The sequence below is a fragment of the Microbacterium sp. AZCO genome (assembly GCF_039614715.1).
In the GTDB taxonomy this organism is placed as follows: Bacteria; Actinomycetota; Actinomycetes; order Actinomycetales; family Microbacteriaceae; genus Microbacterium.
Genome location: NZ_CP154857.1, coordinates 1,059,418 through 1,082,232 on the forward strand (window position 1 = coordinate 1,059,418; position 22,815 = coordinate 1,082,232).

At 71.2% G+C, this 22,815-nt stretch carries 19 protein-coding genes and 1 tRNA gene; 16 read left to right on the forward strand and 4 right to left on the reverse strand.

From position 1 onward, the window contains the following. Positions 1 to 15 precede the first annotated feature (15 nt). Together AAIB33_RS04965 and AAIB33_RS04970 are read right to left on the reverse strand one after the other, a co-directional pair. Positions 16 to 621: a histidine phosphatase family protein gene (locus tag AAIB33_RS04965; protein ID WP_345802453.1), complete on the reverse strand. Its 606-nt coding sequence runs from the start codon at positions 619 to 621 to the stop codon at positions 16 to 18. Between the two features lie 29 nt (positions 622 to 650). After that, on the reverse strand, positions 651 to 1,502 hold the full coding sequence (locus tag AAIB33_RS04970; RefSeq protein ID WP_345802454.1) for a Sir2 family NAD-dependent protein deacetylase: 852 nt from the start codon (positions 1,500 to 1,502) through the stop codon (positions 651 to 653). 75 nt (positions 1,503 to 1,577) lie between these two features. Between AAIB33_RS04970 and AAIB33_RS04975 the strand changes: the two genes are divergently transcribed. Next, positions 1,578 to 2,384, forward strand: coding sequence for an RNA methyltransferase (locus tag AAIB33_RS04975; protein ID WP_345802455.1), 807 nt, complete (start codon positions 1,578 to 1,580; stop codon positions 2,382 to 2,384). A 110-nt stretch (positions 2,385 to 2,494) separates the two neighbouring features. On the opposite strand, the gene AAIB33_RS04980 is transcribed toward AAIB33_RS04975, so the two are convergent. Beyond that, positions 2,495 to 3,355 (reverse strand): SGNH/GDSL hydrolase family protein, encoded by an 861-nt coding sequence (locus tag AAIB33_RS04980; protein ID WP_345802456.1) that lies wholly within the window; start codon positions 3,353 to 3,355, stop codon positions 2,495 to 2,497. Positions 3,356 to 3,554: 199 nt separating this feature from the next. Here AAIB33_RS04980 and AAIB33_RS04985 point away from each other — a divergent pair, with 199 nt between their 5' ends. The 6 genes from AAIB33_RS04985 (at position 3,555) to AAIB33_RS05010 (ending at position 11,785) form a co-directional block, all read left to right on the forward strand. Then, a complete protein-coding gene (locus AAIB33_RS04985; protein ID WP_345803381.1) occupies positions 3,555 to 5,408 on the forward strand; it encodes a DEAD/DEAH box helicase in 1,854 nt (617 codons plus the stop codon). Between the two features lie 125 nt (positions 5,409 to 5,533). Next, positions 5,534 to 8,086: a rhamnogalacturonan lyase gene (locus tag AAIB33_RS04990; protein WP_345802457.1), complete on the forward strand. Its 2,553-nt coding sequence runs from the start codon at positions 5,534 to 5,536 to the stop codon at positions 8,084 to 8,086. 183 nt (positions 8,087 to 8,269) lie between these two features. Further along, entirely contained in the window at positions 8,270 to 9,358 is a 1,089-nt protein-coding gene (locus AAIB33_RS04995) for a VIT1/CCC1 family protein (RefSeq protein ID WP_345802458.1), read from the forward strand. Between the two features lie 73 nt (positions 9,359 to 9,431). Then, positions 9,432 to 9,516 (forward strand) — tRNA-Leu (locus AAIB33_RS05000). A 130-nt stretch (positions 9,517 to 9,646) separates the two neighbouring features. Further along, on the forward strand, positions 9,647 to 10,948 hold the full coding sequence (locus AAIB33_RS05005; RefSeq protein WP_345802459.1) for a M20/M25/M40 family metallo-hydrolase: 1,302 nt from the start codon (positions 9,647 to 9,649) through the stop codon (positions 10,946 to 10,948). 9 nt (positions 10,949 to 10,957) lie between these two features. After that, the gene (locus AAIB33_RS05010) at positions 10,958 to 11,785 is read left to right on the forward strand and encodes an undecaprenyl-diphosphate phosphatase (protein WP_345802460.1); all 828 of its coding nucleotides are present in this window, start codon (positions 10,958 to 10,960) and stop codon (positions 11,783 to 11,785) included. Positions 11,786 to 11,872: 87 nt separating this feature from the next. On the opposite strand, the gene AAIB33_RS05015 is transcribed toward AAIB33_RS05010, so the two are convergent. Further along, complete coding sequence (locus AAIB33_RS05015; protein WP_345802461.1) at positions 11,873 to 12,736, reverse strand: PAC2 family protein; 864 nt, start codon at positions 12,734 to 12,736, stop codon at positions 11,873 to 11,875. 118 nt (positions 12,737 to 12,854) lie between these two features. Here AAIB33_RS05015 and AAIB33_RS05020 point away from each other — a divergent pair, with 118 nt between their 5' ends. From AAIB33_RS05020 to lnt, 9 genes are all read left to right on the forward strand, one after another. Further along, positions 12,855 to 13,541: an HAD family hydrolase gene (locus AAIB33_RS05020; RefSeq protein WP_345802462.1), complete on the forward strand. Its 687-nt coding sequence runs from the start codon at positions 12,855 to 12,857 to the stop codon at positions 13,539 to 13,541. Next, on the forward strand, positions 13,538 to 14,548 hold the full coding sequence (locus AAIB33_RS05025; protein WP_345802463.1) for a tRNA (adenine-N1)-methyltransferase: 1,011 nt from the start codon (positions 13,538 to 13,540) through the stop codon (positions 14,546 to 14,548). Before AAIB33_RS05020 ends, AAIB33_RS05025 begins: the two co-directional genes overlap by 4 nt. Positions 14,549 to 14,557: 9 nt before the next feature. Next, positions 14,558 to 15,502, forward strand: a complete 945-nt coding sequence (locus tag AAIB33_RS05030; RefSeq protein WP_345802464.1) for a hypothetical protein — start codon at positions 14,558 to 14,560, stop codon at positions 15,500 to 15,502. Positions 15,503 to 15,561: 59 nt separating this feature from the next. Beyond that, on the forward strand, positions 15,562 to 16,557 hold the full coding sequence (locus AAIB33_RS05035; RefSeq protein WP_345802465.1) for a WYL domain-containing protein: 996 nt from the start codon (positions 15,562 to 15,564) through the stop codon (positions 16,555 to 16,557). Beyond that, a complete protein-coding gene (locus AAIB33_RS05040; protein WP_345802466.1) occupies positions 16,554 to 17,519 on the forward strand; it encodes a WYL domain-containing protein in 966 nt (321 codons plus the stop codon). The genes AAIB33_RS05035 and AAIB33_RS05040 overlap by 4 nt, the downstream gene beginning before the upstream one ends. A gap of 80 nt (positions 17,520 to 17,599) precedes the next feature. Then, positions 17,600 to 17,854, forward strand: coding sequence for a Sec-independent protein translocase subunit TatA (gene tatA, locus AAIB33_RS05045; protein ID WP_345802467.1), 255 nt, complete (start codon positions 17,600 to 17,602; stop codon positions 17,852 to 17,854). 63 nt (positions 17,855 to 17,917) lie between these two features. Continuing rightward, entirely contained in the window at positions 17,918 to 18,679 is a 762-nt protein-coding gene (gene tatC / locus AAIB33_RS05050; protein ID WP_345803382.1) for a twin-arginine translocase subunit TatC, read from the forward strand. Further along, on the forward strand, positions 18,676 to 21,177 hold the full coding sequence (locus AAIB33_RS05055) for a DEAD/DEAH box helicase (protein ID WP_345802468.1): 2,502 nt from the start codon (positions 18,676 to 18,678) through the stop codon (positions 21,175 to 21,177). Before tatC ends, AAIB33_RS05055 begins: the two co-directional genes overlap by 4 nt. Positions 21,178 to 21,204: 27 nt before the next feature. Further along, positions 21,205 to 22,809: an apolipoprotein N-acyltransferase gene (gene lnt / locus AAIB33_RS05060; protein ID WP_345802469.1), complete on the forward strand. Its 1,605-nt coding sequence runs from the start codon at positions 21,205 to 21,207 to the stop codon at positions 22,807 to 22,809. The last annotated feature ends 6 nt before the right edge of the window (positions 22,810 to 22,815 follow it).

Consider the following 22,815-nt stretch of genomic DNA (forward strand, 5'->3'; position numbering starts at 1 on the left):
GACCTAACGCCTGATTCAGGCGGCGATCGGCGTGTACGACAGCAGCCGCAGGCGCTCCCGCTCGAAGAGCACCGTGTGCGCCGAGGCGTTGGCGAGCTTCTCGCCGTCGAGGGGCAGGGTTCCGCCGCTCGCGTGACGGATCACCTCGCGGATGAGCGCACCGTGCGTCACCACGATGACGGTCGCCGCGGCCGGAGCCGTCGCACGGCGCACGTCGCGCGTGACCAGGGTGAGCCCGTGGAGGGCGCGCTCCCGCAGAGCCTCGCGCGTCTCGGCCTCGGGGACGTCGGTGCCGTGCCAGTCGCCCCACCGCTGGAAGTACTCGTCGACGCTCAAGCCCTCGGCGACGCCGTAGCCGCGCTCGCGCAGCTCGGGGTACAGCCGCGGAGCCTCGAGCTCGAGCTCGCCCGCGATGATCTCCGCCGTCTCGCGCGCCCGGGACAGGTCGCTGGCCGCCATGAGGATCGGCACATCGGGATTGAGCCGCTCGCGCAGCGAGGCGGCCGCATCGCGGGCCTGCTGACGACCGGTGTCGTTGAGCGGGACGTCGGTCGACCCCTGGATGCGTCGATCGCGGTTCCAGTCGGTCTCGCCGTGGCGCACGAGGATGAGGGTCGTCACCCTTCGAGCCTATCCGCGACCGACGGGGGTCAGCGCGGCGCGGGCAGGGCCTCGGCGAACGCGCGCAGCACGTCGCTCGTGCCCGCGTCGATCTTCACGGTGGCACGACCGTCGGCCCGGGTCTCGCCGCGATTGACGATCACGACGGGGAGGCGCCGGCGGCGCGCACGCTCGACGAGCCGGATGCCCGAGTTCACGACGAGGGACGACCCGGCGACGACGAGAGCCTCGCTCGTGCGCACGAGCTGCTCCGCCTCGCGGAACTTCTCGGCGGGGATGAACTCGCCGAAGAAGACGACGTCGGGCTTCAGCATCCCTCCGCAGACGGTGCATTCGGGCACGACGAAGCCATCGCTCGACTCGGGGAGCACATCGCCGTCCGGCCCGAGCTGCACGTTGTCGGGGATCGCGATCCACGGGTTGTCGCGCTCGACCCGCGCCGCGAGGTCGCGCCGGTCGAACACCTGCCCGCAGTGCGTGCAGAAGACCCGGCGCATCGTGCCGTGCAGCTCGACGACGCGGCGGCTGCCGGCGCGCACGTGCAGCCCGTCGACGTTCTGCGTGATGACCCCCGACGCGACGCCGTCCGACTCGAGACGCGCGAGAGCCCGGTGGCCCTCGTTCGGGGCCGCAGCGGCGAACGCCTTCCACCCGAGGTGGCTGCCGACCCAGTACCGGCGGCGCGATGACTCGCTCGCGAGGAACGCCTGAGCCGTCATGGGCGTGCGCACCGGCGCGCCCTTTCCGCGGTAGTCCGGGATGCCGGAATCCGTCGAGACGCCCGCGCCGGTGAGCACCGCGATGCGACGACCGGAGAGCACCTCGACCGCGCGTGCGACGGAGGCGGCGGTCTGCGCGTCGAAGTCGGTCACGATGGTCATGGCACCCCCTCGGCAACGAGAGTACGCCCGCCGGTTTTCCGGCGTGTTACGGATGCCTCATGGGAAGGTGGACGGATGCTCGTCACCCCGATCGGCTCCGCGTCCGATGAGCGCCTCGCCGACTACCGCGACCTGACCGACGTCGCCCTCCGGCGCGTGCTCGAGCCCGAGGGCGGGCTGTACATCGCCGAGTCGGCGAAGGTCATCGCGCGCGCCGTCCGAGCCGGGCACCGGCCGCGCTCGGTGCTCGTGCAGGAGAAGTGGCTGCCGGATGCCGAGACGCTGCTCGCCGACCTCCCCGACGTCCCCGTGTACGTCGTGCCGGGCGAGGTCGCCGAGGCGCTCACCGGCTACACCGTCCACCGGGGGGCGCTCGCCGCGATGCACCGCCCGCCCCTCGCGCCCGTCGAGGAGGTCGTGGCTGCCGCGCGGCGCGTCGTCGTGCTCGAGGACATCGTCGACCACACGAACGTCGGGGCGATCTTCCGCGGAGCGGCCGGCCTCGGCGCCGACGCCGTGCTCGTGTCGCCGCGATGCGCCGACCCGCTGTACCGGAGGTCGGTGCGCGTGTCGATGGGCACGGTGTTCCAGGTGCCGTGGACGCGGCTGCCCGAGTGGGGCGAGGCGTCGTCGGTGCTCCACGGACTCGGCTTCCACCTCGCCGCCCTCGCGCTCGCCGACGGCGCGGTCCCGCTCGACGCCTTCGCCGCTGCGGCGCCCGAGCGCGTGGCCCTCATGCTCGGCGCCGAGGGGGACGGGCTGTCCCGTCGCGCGCTCGCCGCGGCCGACACCGTCGTGACGATCCCGATGGCCGGGGGCGTCGACTCCCTCAACGTCGCCGCCGCCGCGGCCGTGGCGATGTGGGAGCTGCGGGTGCGCTAGGTCCTCCGCGTCCATATCCCGTGCTCTCGCCGAGCGCCCGCGCAACGAACGGACCAGAACGTGGGCGCTCGGCGGCAGCACGGGCTCTGGGCGGGCGGGATGCGGCGGGCTCAGACCTGCTCGCCGCGCGGGGCGGCGGCATCCTTCCCCGGGAGAAGGGTCGTGACGGGAAGCGGCGACGGCCGCTTGGCGGTGACGTGATCTCCGGAGGACTGGTGGCGCAGGCGCCGCAGCACCCACGGCACGAGGTACTCGCGCGCCCACACCAGATCGACGGCGCGCGCTTCGCGCCACGTGCGGTTGGGGAGCGGGTCGGGCTGCATGGGCTGCAGGTCGTTGGGCACGTTGAGGGCGCGCAGCACCATGCGCGCCACCTCGTGGTGGCCGAGCGCGTTGTAGTGCAGGCGGTCGTCGTCGAAGAAGCGCATGTCCTGCACCTCTTTGAGCGCCCACTGGTCGGCGACGATGCAGTCGTACCTGTCGGCGATCGAGCGGATGTTCTCGTTGTAGATCGCGACCTTGCCGCGGATGCCGCGGAACACCGGCGTGAAGTTGGTGTCGATCCCCGTGAAGACGACGAGGGTCGCGCCGTGACCGGTGAGGCGCACGACGGCGTCCTCGAACTGCTGCGCCACGACGTCGGGGTCGGTGCCCGGGCGGATGACGTCGTTGCCGCCCGCCGAGAAGGTGATGAGGTCGGGGCTCAGGGCGAGGGCCGGCTCGATCTGGTCGGCGACGATCTGCCCGATGAGCTTGCCGCGCACCGCGAGGTTGGCGTACGCGAAGTCGTCGACCTGCTGCGACAGCACCTCGGCGACGCGATCCGCCCACCCGCGAAATCCGTTCGGCGCGGTCGGCTCGGGGTCGCCGACGCCCTCCGTGAAGGAGTCGCCGATCGCGACGTACCGGCGCCAGGGATGCGGCCCGGAGTTGGCGATGAAGGGGCTGCGGGGATCTTCGCTGTTCGGCATCCGTCTTTTCCTCGGTTTATGACCGCTCACCAGGCTATCGCCCGCCCGACGCCGCGCCGCGTCGGCCAGCGTGTCGCCGGTCTCGTTTAGGGTGGTCGTTCGTGCCGTCGGGCGCACGCGGAGGGGAGGCCGAGTGGAAGACGAGACGATCCTCGGCGCTTCGCCGGAGTCCTCCTTCGCGCTCGAGCACGCCCCCGAGATCGCGGAATCCGGCGACCGCGGCGGCGTCGACGACCACGGCCGTCCGCATCTGGGCAGCTTCGCCGCCGAGCACCTCTCCCCGTCGTATCCGCAGCGTGCGCCGTGGGGAACCGCGCAGCGCCTGCGCGCCTGGCAGGTCGAGGCGCTCGACCTGTACTTCAGCCTCGACGGACCCGACGGCGTCGGCAGCGGCCCCCGCGACTTCCTCGCCGCCGCAACGCCCGGCGCCGGCAAGACGACGTTCGCCCTCCGCCTCGCGAGCGAGCTGCTGCGCCGCCGGATCGTCGACCGCATCGTCGTCGTCGCGCCGACGGAGCACCTCAAGACGCAGTGGGCGGATGCCGCGGCCCGCGTCGGCATCCGGCTCGACCCCGCCTTCAGCAACCGTCACTTCTCGCCGGCACGGCACTATCACGGCGTGGCCGTCACCTACGCGCAGGTCGCGGTGAAGGCATCCGTCCACGAACGGCTCGTCCTCGACAAGCGCACGCTCGTGATCCTCGACGAGGTGCACCACGGCGGCGACGCCCTGAGCTGGGGCGACGCCCTGCGCGAGGCGTACCAGCGGGCGACGCGTCGCCTGCTCCTGAGCGGCACGCCGTTCCGCAGCGACACGGCGCCCATCCCGTTCGTCGAGTACCACCCGAACGAGAAGGGCATCCGCCTCTCCCGCACCGATTACAGCTACGGCTACCGGCGCGCCCTGGAGGACGGCGTCGTCCGCCCCGTCATCTTCATGGTCTACGCCGGCCAGATGCGCTGGCGCACCAAGACCGGCGACGAGATGGAGGCGCAGCTCGGGCAGGACAATACGAAGGACATCACGTCGCAGGCATGGCGCACGGCGCTCGACCCCGAGGGCGACTGGATCCCCGCTGTCCTGCGCTCGGCGGACCGCCGGCTGACGGAAGTCCGCGAGCACGTGCCCGATGCGGGCGGTCTCGTCATCGCGACCGACCAGACCGCTGCCCGCGCCTACGCCGCGATCCTCCACGAGATCACGGGGGAGGCGCCCACGATCGTCCTCTCGGACGAGGCCGAGGCGTCGGGCCGCATCGAGGCGTTCTCGAAGAGCGACTCGCGCTGGATGGTCGCCGTGCGCATGGTGTCGGAGGGCGTCGACGTGCCGCGCCTCGCGGTGGGCGTGTACGCGACGAGCGCCTCGACCCCGCTCTTCTTCGCCCAGGCGATCGGCCGCTTCGTGCGTGCCCGGCGGCGCGGCGAGACCGCCAGCGTCTTCCTCCCGAACGTGCCGCAGCTCCTCGGGCTCGCCAACGAGCTCGAGCGTCAGCGCGACCACGCGCTGGATCGCGACAGCGACGGCGACGACGAGTGGAACGCCGAAGAAGACCTGATGGATGCCGCCGAGCGCGAGGACAAGGCATCCGATGCGCTCACCGAGGAGTTCACCTACCAGGCGCTCGGCTCGCAGGCGCATTTCGACCGCGTCCTCTTCGACGGCAAGGAGTTCGGCCAGCTCGCCGTGCCCGGAACCCCCGAGGAGGAGGAGTTCCTCGGCCTCCCGGGCCTGCTCGAGCCCGAGCACGTGCATGAGCTGCTGATGCAGCGCCAGGCGCGCCAGACGCGCCATCGCAAGGCGCGGGAGGCGTCGTCGGCCGACGGCGATTCGGCACAGGCTCCCGCGCCGCCGCAGGCGCTGCACCGGACGCTCAAGGAGCAGCGACAGCTGCTCAACAGCCTCGTGGGCCTCTACGCCCGGCAGGCGAACGAGCAGCACGGCGCCGTGCACGCCGAGCTGCGGCGCATCTGCGGAGGTCCCGCCGTCGCCCAGGCGACCGTCGCGCAGCTGCAGGCACGCATCGACGTGCTGCGCAAGCGCGTCCACTCCTGAGGGTTGACCCTTCCGCGGAGCCTCCGGTAACGTTTCAATCGCCGCACGGAAAGCGCATTCCCTGTCCGATCGACGATCCTCGCCATCGAGGTCGGGCGTGTCCTCAGGAAGAGAAGGATTCGACGATGAATCACGGACTGAGTCCGTTCCGTGCGGCCGTGGCAGTGCTCGCAGCAGGATGCCTCGCAGCCGGCTCCGTGCAGGCGGCGGCCGCCGCTCCACCCGATCACGCCGGTCCGTTCGCGGGCGAGAGCGTCCCTGCCGGCCTGCCGCAGATCGAAGCGCTCGATCGCGGCCTCGTCGCCGTGTCGACGAGCGCGGGCGTCTTCGTGAGCTGGCGACTCCTGGCGTCGGAGGCGACCGGATCCACCGCGACCGGCGTCGCGGGGCCCGACTTCGTCGTCTCGCGCGACGGCACGGCGATCGCGACGGTCACGGACAGCACCAACTACGTGGATGCCGGAGGCTCGGCATCCTCCCACTACACGGTGACTCCCGTGGTGAGCGGCATCCAGGGCGAGCCGAGCGCGGCCGTCGCGCCGAGCGCGAACGGCTACCTCACGGTGCCCCTCCGCAAGCCCGCCGACGGCGTGACCCCGAAGGGCGAGGCGTACACGTACTCGGCGAACGATGCGAGCGTCGCCGACGTCGACGGCGACGGCGCTTACGAGTTGATCGTCAAGTGGGATCCGTCCAACTCGAAGGACGTCTCGCAGGTCGGCTACACGGGCGAGGTCTACCTCGACACGTACGAGCTCGACGGCACGCTGCTCAACCGCATCTCGCTCGGCGTCAACATCCGGGCGGGTGCGCACTACACGCAGTTCCTCGCGTACGACTTCGACGGCGACGGCCGCAGCGAGCTCATGCTCAAGACGGCGCCGGGCACGAAGTCGACGACGTACGAGGCGGACGGATCGGTGAAGGCGGAGTCGTACGTGACGATGCCGGCCGCCGACGTCGCGGCGGGATACACGCACGAGGACGACTATCGCCTGAGCAACCAGGACTTCCGCGAGCACCTGACCGACATGTTCCTCGGCTGGAGCGACCGTGCCGAGGTGATCTCCGGGCAGTGGCCGGCGACGCTCGAGGAGGCGTGGGGCATCCCCGTGACCCACGAGTACCCCTTGAGCCGCGAGAACGCGGAGGAGCTGACCGACTACTTCATCGACGTCTACGGTCCGAGCCGCAGCGGGAACAACCGCCTGTGGAACTTCGAGGGGTTCATCGTCGACGGGCCGGAGTACCTCACGGTCTTCGACGGCCTCTCCGGCGCCGAGCTGCAGACGATCCCGTACAACCCGCCGCGCGGCGATGACGGGCTCCTGTGGGGCGACTACGCCATGGCGCGCATCGAGCCGGGCAACCGCGTCGACCGCTTCCTCTCCGGGGTCGCGTACGTCGACGGCACGCATCCTTCCGCCGTCTTCGCCCGCGGCTACTACACGCGGGCCACCATGGCCGCCTACGACTGGGACGGCACGAGCCTCAGCGAGAGGTGGTTCGTCGACAGCGGGCACGTCCCCATGACGAACCCGTTCAACGACAGCCCGCACGGGCGCGACGGCTCCAACCCGGCCTACGCCACGCTCACGACGCAGGGCTTCCATTCGCTCAGCGCCGCGGACGTGGACGGAGACGGGCGCCACGAGATCGTCTACGGCGGCGCGACGATCGACGACGACGGGTCGCTCCTGTACAGCTCGTTCGACACGCTGCCGCCGCAGAGCGCGCAACCCGGCCAGGATGTCCGGCTCGGGCACGGCGATGCGATGCACGTGACCGACATCGATCCGAACCGCCCCGGTCTCGAGATCTGGACCGTCCACGAGGGTGCGACTTTCGCTCCCTACGGCTCGGCGATGCGGGATGCGGCGACCGGCGAGGTGCTCTTCGGCTCCTACTCGGGCCGCGACACCGGCCGCGGCATGATCGGCGACGTCCGCCCGGACGTCCCCGGCATCGAAGCGTGGTCGAGCATGCCGAACGGAACGGAAGGGTCGGGTCTCCTGAGCGCGACGGGCGGCCGGCTGCAGCCGACGACGCCCGGCACCAACCAGTCGATCCGATGGGCCGGCGATCTCACGACGCAGATCGTCGACGGGTCGGGCACCGCGACGCCGACGATCAAGGACTGGACGCGCGGCACCCTCCTCACCGCGACGGGCACCCTGACCAACAACGGCACGAAGGGCAATCCGTCGCTCGTCGCCGATGTGCTGGGCGACTGGCGTGAAGAGCTCGTGGTGCGCACGACGGACTCGTCCGCGCTGCGGATCTACGTCTCGACGGATGTGACCTCGCACAAGCTCGTGACGCTCATGGCCGACCTGCAGTACCGCGCCGAGATCGCCCGGCAGCAGACGACGTACAACCAGCCGGCCTACACCGGGTGGTACCTCGCGTCCGACATGGACTTCTCGAAGGTCCCGCTGCTCACGGTCGAGACGTCGCCGCGCGCGCCGGAGCTGCGCGATCGCCCGGGCAGCGGCAAGGACGAGGTTCAGGTGCACGCGACGGACGGCGTCGCCTGGTACGTCAACGGAGAGCGTGTGACGGCGCCCAACGGCAAGGTGCGCGTCGACGGACCCGTCGAGGTCGTCGCCGTGCCCACCGCGTGGTACCGCTTCCCCGCCGGCGCCACGACCCGCTGGACGGCCGAGTTCACCGGCTGATCCCGCACCCCGACGACCGCCCCGGCTGCCGTTCCGCTTTCCGTGCGGGCAGCCGGGGCGGTTCCCTGCCGCCGGGGTTCGGGGGCCCGAAATGCTGGCAATCGCGGCGTTCCGGGGATGCGGCATCCACCCCCTGACTAGCGTGGAAGGGTCCCCGCACCGCAGCAGCCTTTGGAGGCTCCGTTGAGCGCGCCCGCCGCACCCACCGCCCGCGACCGACGTCGCTGGGCGCAATACCTCGTCAACGAGCGCGCCGAGGCGCGCGTGTACCGCGAGCTGGCCGCGCGGCGCGAGGGCGAGGAGCGCGAGATCCTCACGGCGCTCGCCGAGGCGGAGGGCCGGCACGAGGCGCACTGGCTCGAGCTGCTCGGCGGGGAGCCGAAGCGGCTGCCGAGCCCCGGACTCGGAACGCGGCTGCTCGGCTGGATGGCGCGGCGCTTCGGATCGATCTTCGTCCTGGCACTCGCCCAGAACGCCGAGGGGCGCTCACCCTACGACGACGAGCCGTTCGCGACATCGCGCATGGCGGCGGACGAGAAGATCCACCACGAGGTCGTGCGGGGGCTCGCCGCCCGAGGGCGGCGGCGCCTCTCGGGAACCTTCCGCGCCGCCGTTTTCGGCGCCAACGACGGCCTCGTCTCGAACCTCGCCCTCGTCATGGGCATCGGCGCGACGGGCGTGTCGGCGCAGTTCGTGCTGTTCAGCGGTGTCGCGGGCCTCCTCGCCGGCGCGCTCTCGATGGGCGCGGGGGAGTTCGTGTCGGTGCGCTCGCAGCGCGAGCTGCTCGAGGCGACCGAGCCCAACGGCTACGCCGACGCCGCCCTCCCGCACCTCGACATCGACGCCAACGAGCTCGCCCTGGTCTATCGGACACGGGGGATGCCGGAGACCGAGGCCCTCGAGCGCGCTCGCCGCATCGTGGCGGCATCCCGGACGCAGGAGGCGCAGAGCACGTACACCGGCCCCGTCGAGGTCGTGGACAACCACGAGGTCGTCGGAAGCGCGTGGGGAGCCGCCCTGTCGAGCTTCCTGTTCTTCGCCTCGGGCGCCATCATCCCGGTGCTGCCGTGGATCTTCGGGCTGTCCGGCGTCGCGGCCGTCGTGCTCGCCCTCGTGCTCGTCGGCATCGCCCTGCTGTCGACGGGGGCGACCGTCGGACTGCTCTCGGGGGGCCCGCCGCTGCGCCGCGCGCTGCGCCAGCTGGGCATCGGATTCGGCGCCGCTGCCGTCACGTACGTGCTCGGTCTCGCCTTCGGCGTGTCGATGGGCTGACCCCGCCGATTCTTCGTCTGGCGAGGAACGTGCTAGTGTCGATCCTCGGTTGCGAAACCGAAAACACCCAGATGCGCGGGTGGCGGAATAGGTAGACGCGCTAGCTTGAGGTGCTAGTGCCCGTATAGGGCGTGGGGGTTCAAGTCCCCCCTCGCGCACAGAACGAAGAAGGCCCCCGGAAGGGGGCCTTCTTCGTTTCACCGGCGTTCTGCGGTACACGCGTCGTGCGAAGAATCGGCTAACCGTCTCGAAACAGAGCCGTCACCGGCGCCCGGTAGGTTAGTCCGCATGCCCACGCCCGAGACCGACCTTCCCGAGGTCGTGCGGATCGCGCGCGACCTCATCCGGTTCGACACGACCAACCACGGCGGGGGTCGCGCGACGGGCGAGCGCGAGGCCGCTGAGTACGTCGGCGCCTACCTCGAATCGCTCGGGCTCGCGCCCGAGTATTACGAGCCGATCGACCGCCGCACGAATGTCTCCGCGCGCGTTCCGGGCAGGGATGCCGCGAAGCCCGCGCTGATCCTGCACGGCCACCTCGACGTCGTCCCCGCGATCGCCGACGACTGGAGCGTCGATCCGTTCGGCGGTGAGATCCGCGACGGGATGCTGTGGGGCCGGGGCGCCGTCGACATGAAGGACATGGACGCCATGATCCTCACGTCGGTGGCAGACCTCCTGCGCGCCGGCGAGCAGCCGGAGCGCGACCTCATCCTGACGTTCTTCGCCGACGAGGAGAACGGCGGCGTCGAAGGCTCCGCGCTCGTGGTGCGCGATCGTCCCGAGTGGTTCGCCGGCGCGACGGAGGCCGTCAGCGAGGTGGGCGGCTACTCGATCTCCGCCGGCGGGCGTCGCGCGTACCTCCTGCAGGTGGGGGAGAAGGCCCTCGCCTGGATCAAGCTCATCGCGCGCGGCCGCGCGGGCCACGGCAGCCGTCACCACCCCGACAACGCCGTCACCCGGCTCGCCGAGGCGGTCGCGGCGCTCGGTCGCACGCAGTGGCCGATCAGCCTCACGGGCACGACGCGCGAGCTGCTCGACGGCCTCGCCGAGCTGACCGGCGTCTCGGCGGAAGACCCGGACGCCCTCGCGGAGACGACGGGTGCGGCATCCGGATTCATCCGCTCGACGCTGCGCACGACGACCAACCCGACCGGGCTCGAGGCGGGCTACAAGCACAACGTCATCCCCGACCGCGCCGAGGCGCTCATCGATGTGCGCGCGCTGCCCGGCACCGAGGCCGCCGTCCTCGCCGAGATCCAGGCGATCGTAGGCGACGACGTGGAGATCGAGGTCGTGCATCAGGACATCGGACTCGAGGTGCCGTTCGCCGGCGACCTCGTCGACGCCATGGTCGCGGGCCTCGGCCGGCACGACCCCGGCATCCCGGTCATCCCGTACCTCATGGGCGGGGGGACCGACAACAAGGCGCTGTCGACACTCGGCATCGCCGGCTACGGATTCGCACCGCTGCGACTGCCCGCCGATCTCGACTTCACCGGCATGTTCCACGGTGTGGACGAACGCGTCCCCCTCGACGCGCTCGTCTTCGGTCAGCGGGTGCTGACCGATCTCATCCGCAGCTACTGAAAGGCGTCCATGCACTTCTTCGAGGCCATCATCCTCGGGTTCGTCCAGGGGCTCACCGAATTCCTCCCCGTCTCCTCGAGCGCCCACCTGCGCATCCTGGGCGAGTTCCTCCCCGGCGCCCAGGACCCGGGCGCCGCGTTCACCGCCATCACGCAGCTCGGCACCGAGACGGCCGTCCTGATCTTCTTCTGGCGCGACATCGTGCGGATCGTCTCGCACTGGTGGCGGGCCCTCATCGGCAGGATCCCGCGCAACGACCCCGACGCCAAGGTCGGCTGGATGATCATCATCGGCACGATCCCGATCGTGCTGCTGGGCCTCGTCTTCCAGGACCTGATCGAGAAGCAGCTGCGCTCGCTGTGGCTCGTCGCCGCGACCCTCATCATCTTCGGCATCCTGCTCGGCGTCGCCGACTGGGTGGGCAGCAAGCGCCGCAAGATGGAGGACCTCACGGTCGGTCACGGCATCCTGTACGGACTCGCGCAGTCTCTCGCGCTCGTGCCCGGAGTCTCCCGCTCGGGCGGCACGATCACGATGGGTCTGTTCCTCGGCTACGAGCGTGCGGCGGCCGCGCGCTACGCGTTCCTGCTCGCGGTCCCGGCCGTCTTCGGCAGCGGGCTGTACCAGCTCTACAAGAGCCTGGGGGAGCCCACCGTCTTCACGCTCGGCGAGACCGCGGTGGCGACGGTCGTCGCGTTCCTCGTGGGCCTCGGCATCATCGCGTTCCTCATGAGCTGGATCTCGAAGCACAGCTTCCTGCCGTTCGTGATCTACCGGCTCCTCCTCGGCGGCACGCTCATCGTGCTGCTCCTGACGGGCGTCCTGCAGCCCTACTGATCGGTGCGGGCGGGCGGCTCGACGCCGTCCGCCCCACCATCGGGGGAGGGATGCCGCGCCCCCGCGCGTCGCCCGTACGGGTGTCGGCTACCGGCGGGGCTCGTCGCGTCCGGGCTTCGTCGGCCCGTCGCCGCCGCGGCGGAGGTAGCGCTCGAACTCCTGCGCGATGGCATCGCCCGACGCCTCGGGGGAGTCCCACGTGTCGCGCGTGCGCTCGAGCTGGCGGATGTACTCCGTCATCTCCTCGTCGTCGGCCGCGGCGGCGTCGATGGACGCCTCCCACGCGACGGCCTCGCTCGCCAGGTCGCCGCGCTCGATCTGCGCGCCGGTGAGATCCTCCAGGCGGTCGAGGAGCGCGAGGGTCGCCTTCGGCGACGGCGTGTGCCCCGCCACGTAGTGCGGCACGCTCGCCCACAGGCTCGCCGCCGGGATGCCGGCTGCATCGGCCGCGTACGACAGCACGCTCAGGATGCCGACGGGCCCCTCGTATGTGCTGCGCTCGAGGCTCAGGGCCGTGCGCAGGCGGTCGTTGTCGCTGCCGGCGAAGACGGAGATGGGCCGGGTGTGGGGGACGTCCGACATCATCGAGCCGATGCCCACGAAGCCGGTGATGTCCTCCCGGAGCGCGACGTCGATGAACTCGCCGGCGAAGGCCTGCCAGGCTCGAGCCGGCTCGACCCCCGTGAGGAGCCAGAGCTGCGTGCCGCGAGTCGCGCGCGTGGGCCGGAGGATCGTGGCCTCGGGCCAGCGCAGCATCCGCCGCCCGTCGTTGTCGCTCGCGATCTGCGGCCGCGTGTACTGGTAGTCGAAGTACAGCTCGGGGTCGATCGAGAAGACGGTCTCGTAGTCGCCGCTCTCGCGCAGCTGCGTGATGGCGGAGGATGCGGCTTCGCCCGCATCGTTCCAGCCGTCGAACGCGGCCACGAGCACTCGGCGTCCCAGTCCGTCCACGCACCCTCCTCGGCCCCCTGCAGGGGTTCCTTCCAGGATAGGCGTCTCGCCGCCCGACCGGGCGGCCCCGGCATCGGCGCGCCCGAAGCGGGGGAGAGCCCGTCGGTAGCATGGTTCGGTGAGTACGCCCCTGCCCGCCGCGGTCCTCTGGGACATGGACGGCACCCTCGTCGACACCGAGCCCTACTGGATGGCGGCCGAGACGCCCCTCGTCGAGAAGTTCGGCGGCACGTGGTCGCACGAGCAGGCGCTCCGGCTCGTGGGGCTCGGGCTCGAGGACTCCGCACGCATCTTCCAGGACGCGGGCGTGCGCATGGGCATCACCGACATCGTCGACCACCTGACGGACGACGTCATGCAGCAGCTGGCGACGAAGGGCGTGCCGTTCCGCCCCGGCGCCCGAGAGCTCCTCACGAGCCTGCGGGACGCAGGCATCCAGACCGCCCTCGTGACGATGTCGCTGCGCCGCATGGCCCAGTCGGTCGTCGACCTCATCGACTTCGAGGCGTTCGACGTCATCGTCGCGGGGGACGAGTCGACCCGGCCCAAGCCCTTCCCCGACCCGTACCTGCAGGCCTGCGACCTCCTCGGCGTCGCCCCGGCCGACACCGTCGCGATCGAGGACTCGCCCAACGGCCTGCGCTCGGCCGTCGCATCCGGAGCGGCCGTCATCGGCGTACCGCTCATGGTGTCGGTCGCAGGCGCGGGGGCCCACACCATCTGGCCGACGCTCGAAGGCCGCACGGCCGACGACATCGCGGCCTTCCACCGCGAGCACACCGCTCGGAAGGGAGCTCTGCGATGACCTCGGCACGACCCAGCGGACCGTTCCGCGTCGGCGATCGCGTGCAGCTCACGGGCCCCAAGGGCCGGCTGCACACGATCACCCTCCGCGAGGAGGGCGAGCTCCACACGCACCACGGCGTCCTCAGGCACACGGCCCTCATCGGCCAGCCCGACGGCTCGGTGGTCACCAACAGCGGCGGCCACGAGTACCTCGCCCTGCGGCCGCTCCTGCGCGACTTCGTCATGTCGATGCCGCGGGGCGCCGCGATCGTCTACCCCAAGGACGCCGCGCAGATCCTCGCCGAAGCCGATGTCTTCCCCGGTGCGACGGTCGTCGAGGCGGGAGTCGGGTCGGGCGCGCTGTCGCTGTGGATCCTGCGTGCCGTCGGATCGGAGGGGCGCCTGGTCTCGTTCGAGCGCCGCCCCGAGTTCGCCGAGGTCGCGCAGGCGAACGTCGAGACCTTCGTCGGCGAGACGCCGGCGAACTGGGAGGTCGTCGTGGGTGATCTCGTGGAGGCGCTCCCGGATGCGGTGGCTCCGGCATCCGTCGATCGCGTCGTGCTCGACATGCTGGCGCCGTGGGAGTGCATCGACGTCGTCGCCGACGCGCTCACGCCCGGCGGTGTCGTGGTCTGCTACGTCGCCACCGCGACGCAGCTCAGCCGCGTGGCCGAGTACATCCGCAACACGGGCCTGTTCACCGAGCCGGACGCCAACGAGACGATGGTCCGCGGCTGGCACGTCGAGGGCCTGGCCGTGCGGCCCGACCACCGCATGGTCGCGCACACGGGATTCCTCGTGTGGGCGCGACGGCTCGCTCCGGGCGCCGTGCCGCCCGAGCAGAAGCGTCGCGCGTCGAAGACGAGCTACGGCGACGAAGACGTCGAGCTGTGGACGCCGGGCGCCGTCGGCGACCGTCAGATCACCGACAAGAACCTCCGCAAGCGCGTGCGCGAGGCCCAGCGTGCGGCGGACGGCGCGCGCCTGGCCGCCGCGGGGTCAAGCGATGAGGACCCTTCCGCCTAAACTGTTCCGGTGCGCAAACTCCCCGCCCTCCTCGCGGTTCTCGGACTGACCGCCGTCGGCCTCGCCGGCTGCGCTCTGCCCGCCGGCTACGAGTCGTGCTCCCGGCCCGAATCGACGTCGTCCGCGACCGACCTCGTGACCGTCTCGGGCGAGGCCGGACAGAAGCCCGACGTCAGCGTGCACACGCCCTTCCACGTCGACAAGGCGTCGTTCTCCGACGTCGTGACGGGCGATGGCCCGGCCCTCGAGGCCGCCGCCCAGCCCGTCGTCCTCGATATCACGATCTACTCCGGCACGACGGGCGAGCAGCTCGTGGCGACGCAGTACAACGACGACCTCTCGCGGGTGAACTCCTTCGAGCGCTGGCAGCAGGCCGTGCCCGCCTTCCAGAAGACCCTCGAGTGCGCGACCGAGGGCTCTCGCGTCGTCGTGGCGATCCCGCCGGGGGGCGTCGAGGCCGAGACCGCGGCGAGCATCGGCCTGGCCGAGGACGACTCCGCCGTCGCCGTCGTCGACCTGCAGAAGGTCTACCTTCCCCGTGCGCAGGGCTCGCTCGTCTACAACGACGCGATGGGGATGCCGACCGTCGTCCGCGCGCCCGACGGGCGCCCGGGCATCATCGTCCCCGACGCGCCGGCCCCCGACAAGCTCGTCGCCCAGACCCTCATCAAGGGCGACGGCGCGACGGTGTCGGGCGACCAGCCGATCCGCGTCAACACGACGAGCGTCTCGTGGGATGACCGCAGCGTCCTGGACTCCACGTGGGACGCGGACGCGGCCTCGACGACGCTCGACACGCTCGTGCCCGGCGCCGCGAAGGCGCTCGGCGAGGTGACCGTCGGCTCGCAGCTCCTCGTCGTCGTACCCGCCGACAAGGGATCGGACGCCACGCCGGGCTCCGCACGCGTGCTCGTGATCGACATCCTCGGCACCGACACGCCGCCTCAGCAGTAGGCCCGACTCGGCGCCGGCACAGCGGCGAAGGGCGGGCCGGGCGACCCTAGGATGAGGGGGTGCCCGCGAAGTCCCCTGTCCGCAACCCGCCCGAGGAGCGGCTGCTGAACCTCGTCGTCGCCCTCATGGCGACGGAGCAGGGGCTGACGAAGGACACCATCCTCACGAGCGTCTCGGGCTACCGGGAGCAGGGCGATGCCGGCGCGTCCAAGGACGCGCTCGAGAAGATGTTCGAGCGCGACAAGGAGAGCCTCCGCGGCCTCGGCGTGCCGATCGAGACGATCGGCGACCGCGCGGATCCCGACGACCTCCGGGAAGCGCGCTACCGCGTGCCGACGGCGGAATACGAGCTGCCCGACGACATCGAGTTCACCCCCGCCGAGATCGCCCTGCTCAACCTCGCGGGCGGCGTCTGGAGCGAGAGCTCGATGTCGGCCGATGCCCGCAGCGGCCTCCGCAAGATCCGCGCGCTCGGCTTCGCGGTCGACGACCCGATCATCGGCTACTCGCCGCGCATCAGCCTGCACGACCCGTCGTTCCCCGCCCTGCAGCAGGCGATCGAGGAGTGCCGGGTCGTCACGTTCGCGTACCTGAAGCCCGGCGAGGAGGAGCCGCGGCAGCGCCGCGTGCGACCCCTCGCCCTCGTCGAGTACGAGGCGCGCTGGCATGTCTTCGGCTTCGACCTCAACATCGACGCCGATCGCACGTTCCTGCTGTCCCGCATCGTCGGCGACGTCGAGACGACGCGTCAGACCTTCGATCCGGCGCTGCGGGATGGCGCCGGCGAGCGCGCCCTCGCGGGGCTCGAAGAGCTCGCCGAGCGGCAGCTGGCGCTTCTCGAGGTCACCCCCGGCACCGAGGCGGCGCTCCGGCTGAGCCGTCGCTCCCGCCCTGCGCCTCAGGGCATCCACCTCCCGTACGTCGACGAGCTGATCCTCGCGGAGGAGCTCGCGTCGTACGGTCCGGAGGTGCGTGTCGTCGAGCCCGAGGGCCTGCGTCGACGCGTCATCGATCGGCTGGCGGCGACCCTCGAGAGACACGGGGGAGCGGCGTGAGCGCCCGCCGCCCGCTCATCGCGACCGACCGCGCCGCGATCCTCCTCCAGCTCGTGCCGTATCTCATCGGCAAGGGCGAGGTGTCGATCGAGGAGGCGGCCGACGAGTTCGACGTGTCGCCCGACCAGATGCGGTCGATGGTCGAGAAGCTCACCGTGATCGGCCTCCCCGGCGAGCGGGGGTACTGGCAGATGGCGAACGATCTGTTCGACATCGACTGGGACCTCCTCGACGAGCGCGGCCTCATCGTCATCACGAACTCGGTGGGCCTCGAGCGCAGCCCGAAGTTGACGGCCCGCGAGGCTGCGGCGCTCCTCGCCGGCCTGCAGCTCGCGCGCAGCATCCCCGGAGTCGGCGACACCGACCTGTACGCGGGCCTGCTCGCGAAGCTCGCCCGTGGCGCCTCGGCGACCCCCGCCGACGTCATCGTCGCACCGGCACCCGTCGACGAGGCGCGCGACATCGTGTCGGCCGCGGTGCGCGACGGCGTCGCGCTGTCGTTCACTTACAAGGCTCCGGATGCCGCGCCCACGACCCGCACGGTCGACCCCGTCAAGGTGCACATCGCGAACGGCCAGTGGTATCTGCAGGGCTGGTGCCACCTGCGCGAGGCGATGCGCACGTTCCACCTCGACCGCGTCAGCGAGCTGCGGCTTACCGACATCCCGATCACGCACGGCGGGGAACCCGCCCCGGGCTGGTTCGAGACGAGCGCCGACGACGTCGTGGTGCGCGTCCGCTTCCCCTCCGCGGTCGGGCCGCTCCTGGGCGACTACCTCGACCGTGCCGACGTGACCACGGACGACGACGGCGTGTCGATCGCGACGATGCGCGTCGCCGACGAGCTCAGCCTGCGGCGACTCGCCGCGCGCCGAGGGGGAGCCGTCGAGATCCTCGAGCCCGCCGGCGCCCGCCAGGCCGCGGCGGACTGGGCGGCGGCGGGCCTCGCGCAGTACCGCTGAGCCCGGGCGGCGCAGGCGGCCCCCGCACCCCCAGGGTTTAGACTGGACCCGTTCCCCGCACACAGATCTCGGAGCCCAACATGCTCGGCAACCTCAACGGCTGGCACCTTCTCATCCTGCTCGCCGTGATCCTGCTCCTGTTCGGCGCCGCGAAGCTTCCCGCCCTCGCGAAGAGCGTCGGCCAGTCCGCCCGCGTCTTCCGCGGCGAGATGAAGGCGATGAAGGAGGACGACGCGCAGTCGACCGACGGCACCGCCGCCTCGACGGCCGTCGATCCCGCCGCGACCGCGACGACGCCCCCGAAGCCCGCGGATTCCGCCGAACCCAAGCCGTAGTCCGTGGCCACGGCCGGACCGCCGCGCATCGAGGAGCCCGAGAGTCCGCGGCACGACAAGCGGATGTCGCTCGGGCAGCATCTGATCGAGCTCCGCAGGCGCCTCGTCATCGCCGCCATCGCCCTCGTCGTGGGCATGGTCGTCGCGTTCTTCATCACCGACTGGGTGCTGTGGCTCATCACGGAGCCGATCCGCGTCATCGCCGCCGAGAACGGCGACACGCGCAAGGTGGAGCTGATGTTCAGCACCGTCACGTCGGCGTTCGATCTGCGGCTGCGCATCTCGTTCGCGATCGGCCTGCTGATCTCCGCCCCCGTCTGGCTCTGGCAGATCTGGGCGTTCATCATGCCCGGGCTCACGCGCAAGGAGATCAAGTACACGTGGGGGTTCCTCGGCGCCGCGATCCCGCTCTTCTTCATCGGCGCCTTCGTCGGCCTGCAGGTCATGCCGCACATCGTCGAGCTGATGAACCAGTTCGTCCCGGAGGGCGGCGCGTCGTTCTATGACGCGCAGTACTACTACGACTTCGTCTTCAAGCTCCTCATCGTCGTGGGCGTCGCGTTCGTGCTGCCCGTGTTCCTCGTGGCGCTCAATCTGGCCGGGGTCATGTCCGGCCGCGCGATCCTCAAGGGCTGGCGGGTCGCGATCATCATCGCGACGGCGTTCGCGGCTCTCGCGACGCCGGCCGCCGACGTCGTGAGCATGCTGATCCTGGCCGGCATCCTCATCGTCCTCTTCTTCGCGGCGGCGGCGATCTCGATGCTGTTCGATCGGCGCAGGTCGAAGCGCGAGGCAGCCCTGTTGCCGCCCGGGTCGGCCGCATGAGCGAGCCGAGTCCCGCCGAGCGGTACTCGCGGGCGCGTGACAACCGCTCGCACCCCGTCACAGCCGACTTCGCAGCATCCCAGAGATTCACCCTGGATCCTTTCCAGCTGGAGGGATGCCGCGCCCTCGAGGAGGGCCGGAGCGTCCTCGTCGCGGCGCCCACCGGCGCCGGCAAGACGATCGTCGGCGAGTTCGCGGTGCATCTCGCGATGCGCGAGCCCGGCGACACGAGGCATCCGCCCAAGGCGTTCTACACGACGCCCATGAAGGCGCTGTCGAACCAGAAGTTCCGTGAGCTCGTCGACGTCTACGGCGCAGATGACGTCGGGCTGCTGACGGGCGACACGAACATCAACGGCAACGCCCGTGTCGTCGTCATGACGACCGAGGTGCTGCGGAACATGCTCTACGCCGATTCGTCGGCGCTGCGGGGTCTGCGGTACGTCGTGATGGACGAGGTCCACTACCTCGCCGACCGCTTCCGGGGCGCCGTGTGGGAAGAGGTCATCATCCACCTCCCGCCCGAGGTGCGGCTCGTGTCGCTTTCGGCGACCGTGTCCAACGCCGAGGAGTTCGGCGACTGGCTCGACACCGTGCGCGGCGACACCGAGGTCATCGTCTCCGAAGTGCGGCCCGTGCCGCTCGAGCAGCACGTGCTCGTGCGGGGCGACCTCCTTCCGCTCTTCGACGACCGCGCCGGCATCGCGACGGCGCAGGTCAACCAGGAGCTCATGCGCATCCGGTCGTTCAAGGGAGCGACGTACGAGAACAACCGTCGTGCCCAGTCGATGAACAGCGCGAAGCAGCGCGGGTACGAGGCATCCCGCCGTCGTCCGCACAAGGGCGGCACCCGGCCCGTCCGTTCCGCGAACGTGCAGCGCATCGAGCGGCTCGACCGGCCGGACGTCGTCGAGCTCCTGGAGCGCGCCAACCTGCTGCCCGCGATCTTCTTCATCTTCAGCCGCATCGGATGCGACGCCGCGGTGGGGCAGGTGCGGCGATCCGGGATGCGGCTCACGACGCAGGAGGAGCGGCTCGAGATCCGCGCCATCGTCGAGGACCGCACGCGCACCCTGCTCGACGAGGACCTCGCGGTGCTGGGCTACTACGAGTGGCTCGACAACCTCGAGCGGGGCGTCGCCTCGCACCACGCGGGTCTGCTGCCGGCTTTCAAGGAGGTCGTCGAGGAGCTGTTCCAGCGCAAGCTCGTCAAAGTGGTCTTCGCCACCGAGACCCTCGCGCTCGGCATCAACATGCCCGCGCGCACGGTCGTGCTGGAGAAGCTCGAGAAGTTCAACGGCGAGGCGCGCGTCGCGATCACGTCGGGGGAGTACACGCAGCTGACGGGCCGCGCCGGGCGCCGCGGCATCGACGTGGAGGGTCACGCGGTCATCCAGTGGACCGAGGGCCTCGACCCGCAGGCGGTCGCCGCCCTCGCCTCGCGCCGCACCTACCCGCTCAACTCGAGCTTCAGGCCGACCTACAACATGGCCGTCAACCTCATCGATCAGTTCGGCCGCGGGCGGGCGCGCGAGATCCTCGAGTCGTCGTTCGCGCAGTTCCAGGCCGACCGCTCCGTCGTGGGCCTCGCCCGGCAGGTGCGCGAGCAGGAGGAGTCGCTCGCGGGCTATGAGCAGGCGATGACCTGCGACCGGGGCGACTTCGCCGAGTACTCGCAGATCCGCCGAGACCTGAGCGACCTCGAGAAGATCAACCGGAAGGACGCCAACGCGTCGCGCGCGACGCGCGACCAGCGGCAGCGCGAGCTGTCCTCTCTGCGCAAGCGCATGCAGCGGCACCCCTGCCATCAGTGCCCCGATCGCGAGCACCACGCGCGGTGGGCGGAGCGGTACTGGCGCCTGCGCCGGACCGTCGACAACCTGCGGCGCCAGATCGAGACCCGCACCGGCACGGTCGCCCGCGTCTTCGACCGCGTCGTGGACGTGCTCGGCGAGCTCGATTACGTGCGGGTCGACGATGAGGGCGCGACGCGACTCACGGCCTCCGGTCGCACCATGCGGCGGATCTACGGCGAACGCGACCTGCTCGTCTCCGAGTCCCTGCGCACGGGCATCTGGAACGACCTGGATGCCGCCTCCCTGGCCGCGCTCGCCTGCTGCCTCGTCTACGAGCCCCGCCGGGACGAAGGCGGCCCGGGGGAGCAGCGCCTGCCGCGTGGGCCTTTCCGGCACGCGCTCGGCGAGACGCACGAGCTGTGGCAGAAGCTCGACGACCTCGAGCGCGAGCACCGGCTTCCGGGCTCGGAGCCGATCGCGACGGGCCTCGCCCAGGCCATGCACTCGTGGGCGCGCGGCGTGCCGCTCGACCGGGTCCTGATCGAGGCCGACATGGCCGCCGGCGACTTCGTGCGGTGGTCGAAGCAGACGATCGACCTCCTCGACCAGGTGTCGATCGTCGCCGACGCATCACTCGGCTCCGTCGCGCGCAAGGCGCTCGACGCGGTGCGCCGCGGCATCGTCGCGTACTCGTCGGTCTGACCCCTCGCCGCCGCTTAGGCTCGTTCCGTGCCCGACGCCCGACCCGCCACCGTGCGACCCCTGCTTCCGCTCTGGGCGGCGGTCGCGGCATCCATCCTCGCCGGTCTCGCTCTCACGACGGCGTTCCCCGCGCTGTCGTGGTGGCCCATGGTCTTCGTCGCGGTGCCGCTCGCGCTCGTGAGCCTCGTCGGGCGGCGGGCGTGGTCGGCGGCGCTCGTCGGCTTCGCCTTCGGTGCTGCCTTCTTCTTCGTGAACCTGTGGTTCACGGCGCGCTACCTCGGGCCGGAGCCGTGGATCGCGCTCTCGATGCTCGAGGCGCTGCTGACGGCGGCCTTCGCGGTGCCCATCACCCTCGCCTACCGCTGGACGCCGCGGGTGCTCCCCGGCGCGTGGGGCCGTCTCGTCGTCCTGCCGGCCCTCGTCGCCGGGCTGTGGACGCTCCGCGAGGAGGTGCTCGGCACCTTCCCGTACGGCGGCTTCCCCTGGGGGCGTCTCGGCGTGACGCAGGCGAACAGCCCCCTCGCAGACGTCGCGTCATGGGTCGGGATGTCCGGACTCACGTTCCTCATCGTGCTCGTGTGTGCCGCCGGCGTCGAGTACGTGCGGCTGGGCCGCTGGCGCGATCTCCGCACGGCTCTCCCCGTGGTCGTGGCGGTCGTGGTGCTCGTGCTGCCCCCGCAGTTCCCGACGTCGGCGAAGGGCGACATCCGCGTGGGCGCCGTGCAGGGCAACGGCCCCGCGGGCTACTTCGACCAGCGCGGGCCGAACGACGTCTTCCGCGCGCAGGTCGAGGCGACCACCCCGCTCCTCGACGAGGACATGGACGTGCTGCTGTGGCCGGAGGGCGGCATCGACTCCGACCCGACGCAGAACGCGGCGACGGCGGCGGTGCTCGACTCGCTCGCGCGCCGCATCCACGCACCCCTTCTCGTGAGCGCGGTGACGCAGCGCGGCGACGAGTACTTCAACTCGTCGCTGCTGTGGGAGACGGGCGCCGACAACCCCGTCGACACGTACGACAAGCGGCATCCCGTGCCCTTCGGCGAGTACGTGCCCGATCGGTGGCTGTGGCGCGGCTTCGCTCCCGACCTCATCGACCTCATCCAGCGCGAGTACACGCCTGGCACCTCGACACCGATGTTCGACGTGAACGGCGTCGGCGTCGGGCTCGCGATCTGCTTCGACGTCATCTACGACGACGTCATCTGGGACGGAGCGCGGGCGGGCGCCGAGGTCTACATGTTCCAGACGAACAACGCCGACTTCCGCGGCACGAACGAGAACCTGCAGCAGCTCGCGTTCGCCCGCATGCGTGCGATCGAGACGGGGCGATCCGTCGTCAACCTCTCGACCGTCGGCACGAGCCAGGTCATCGCGCCCGACGGCACGACGATCGACGGACTTCCCGCCGACACGGCCGGCCATCTGCTCACGGACGTGCCGCTGCGCACCGGGCTGACGCCGGCGGTCGTCGCCGGCGCGGGCATCAAGGCGTTCCTCGCGTGGGGCAGCCTTGCGGCGCTCGTCGCGCTCGGGATCATCCTGCGCCTGCGCGGTCGACGCCGGGCGACGGATGCCGCACACGGCGAGACGCCGGCCCCCGAAGGGACCGGCGTCTCGGAGAACGTCTGATGCGGG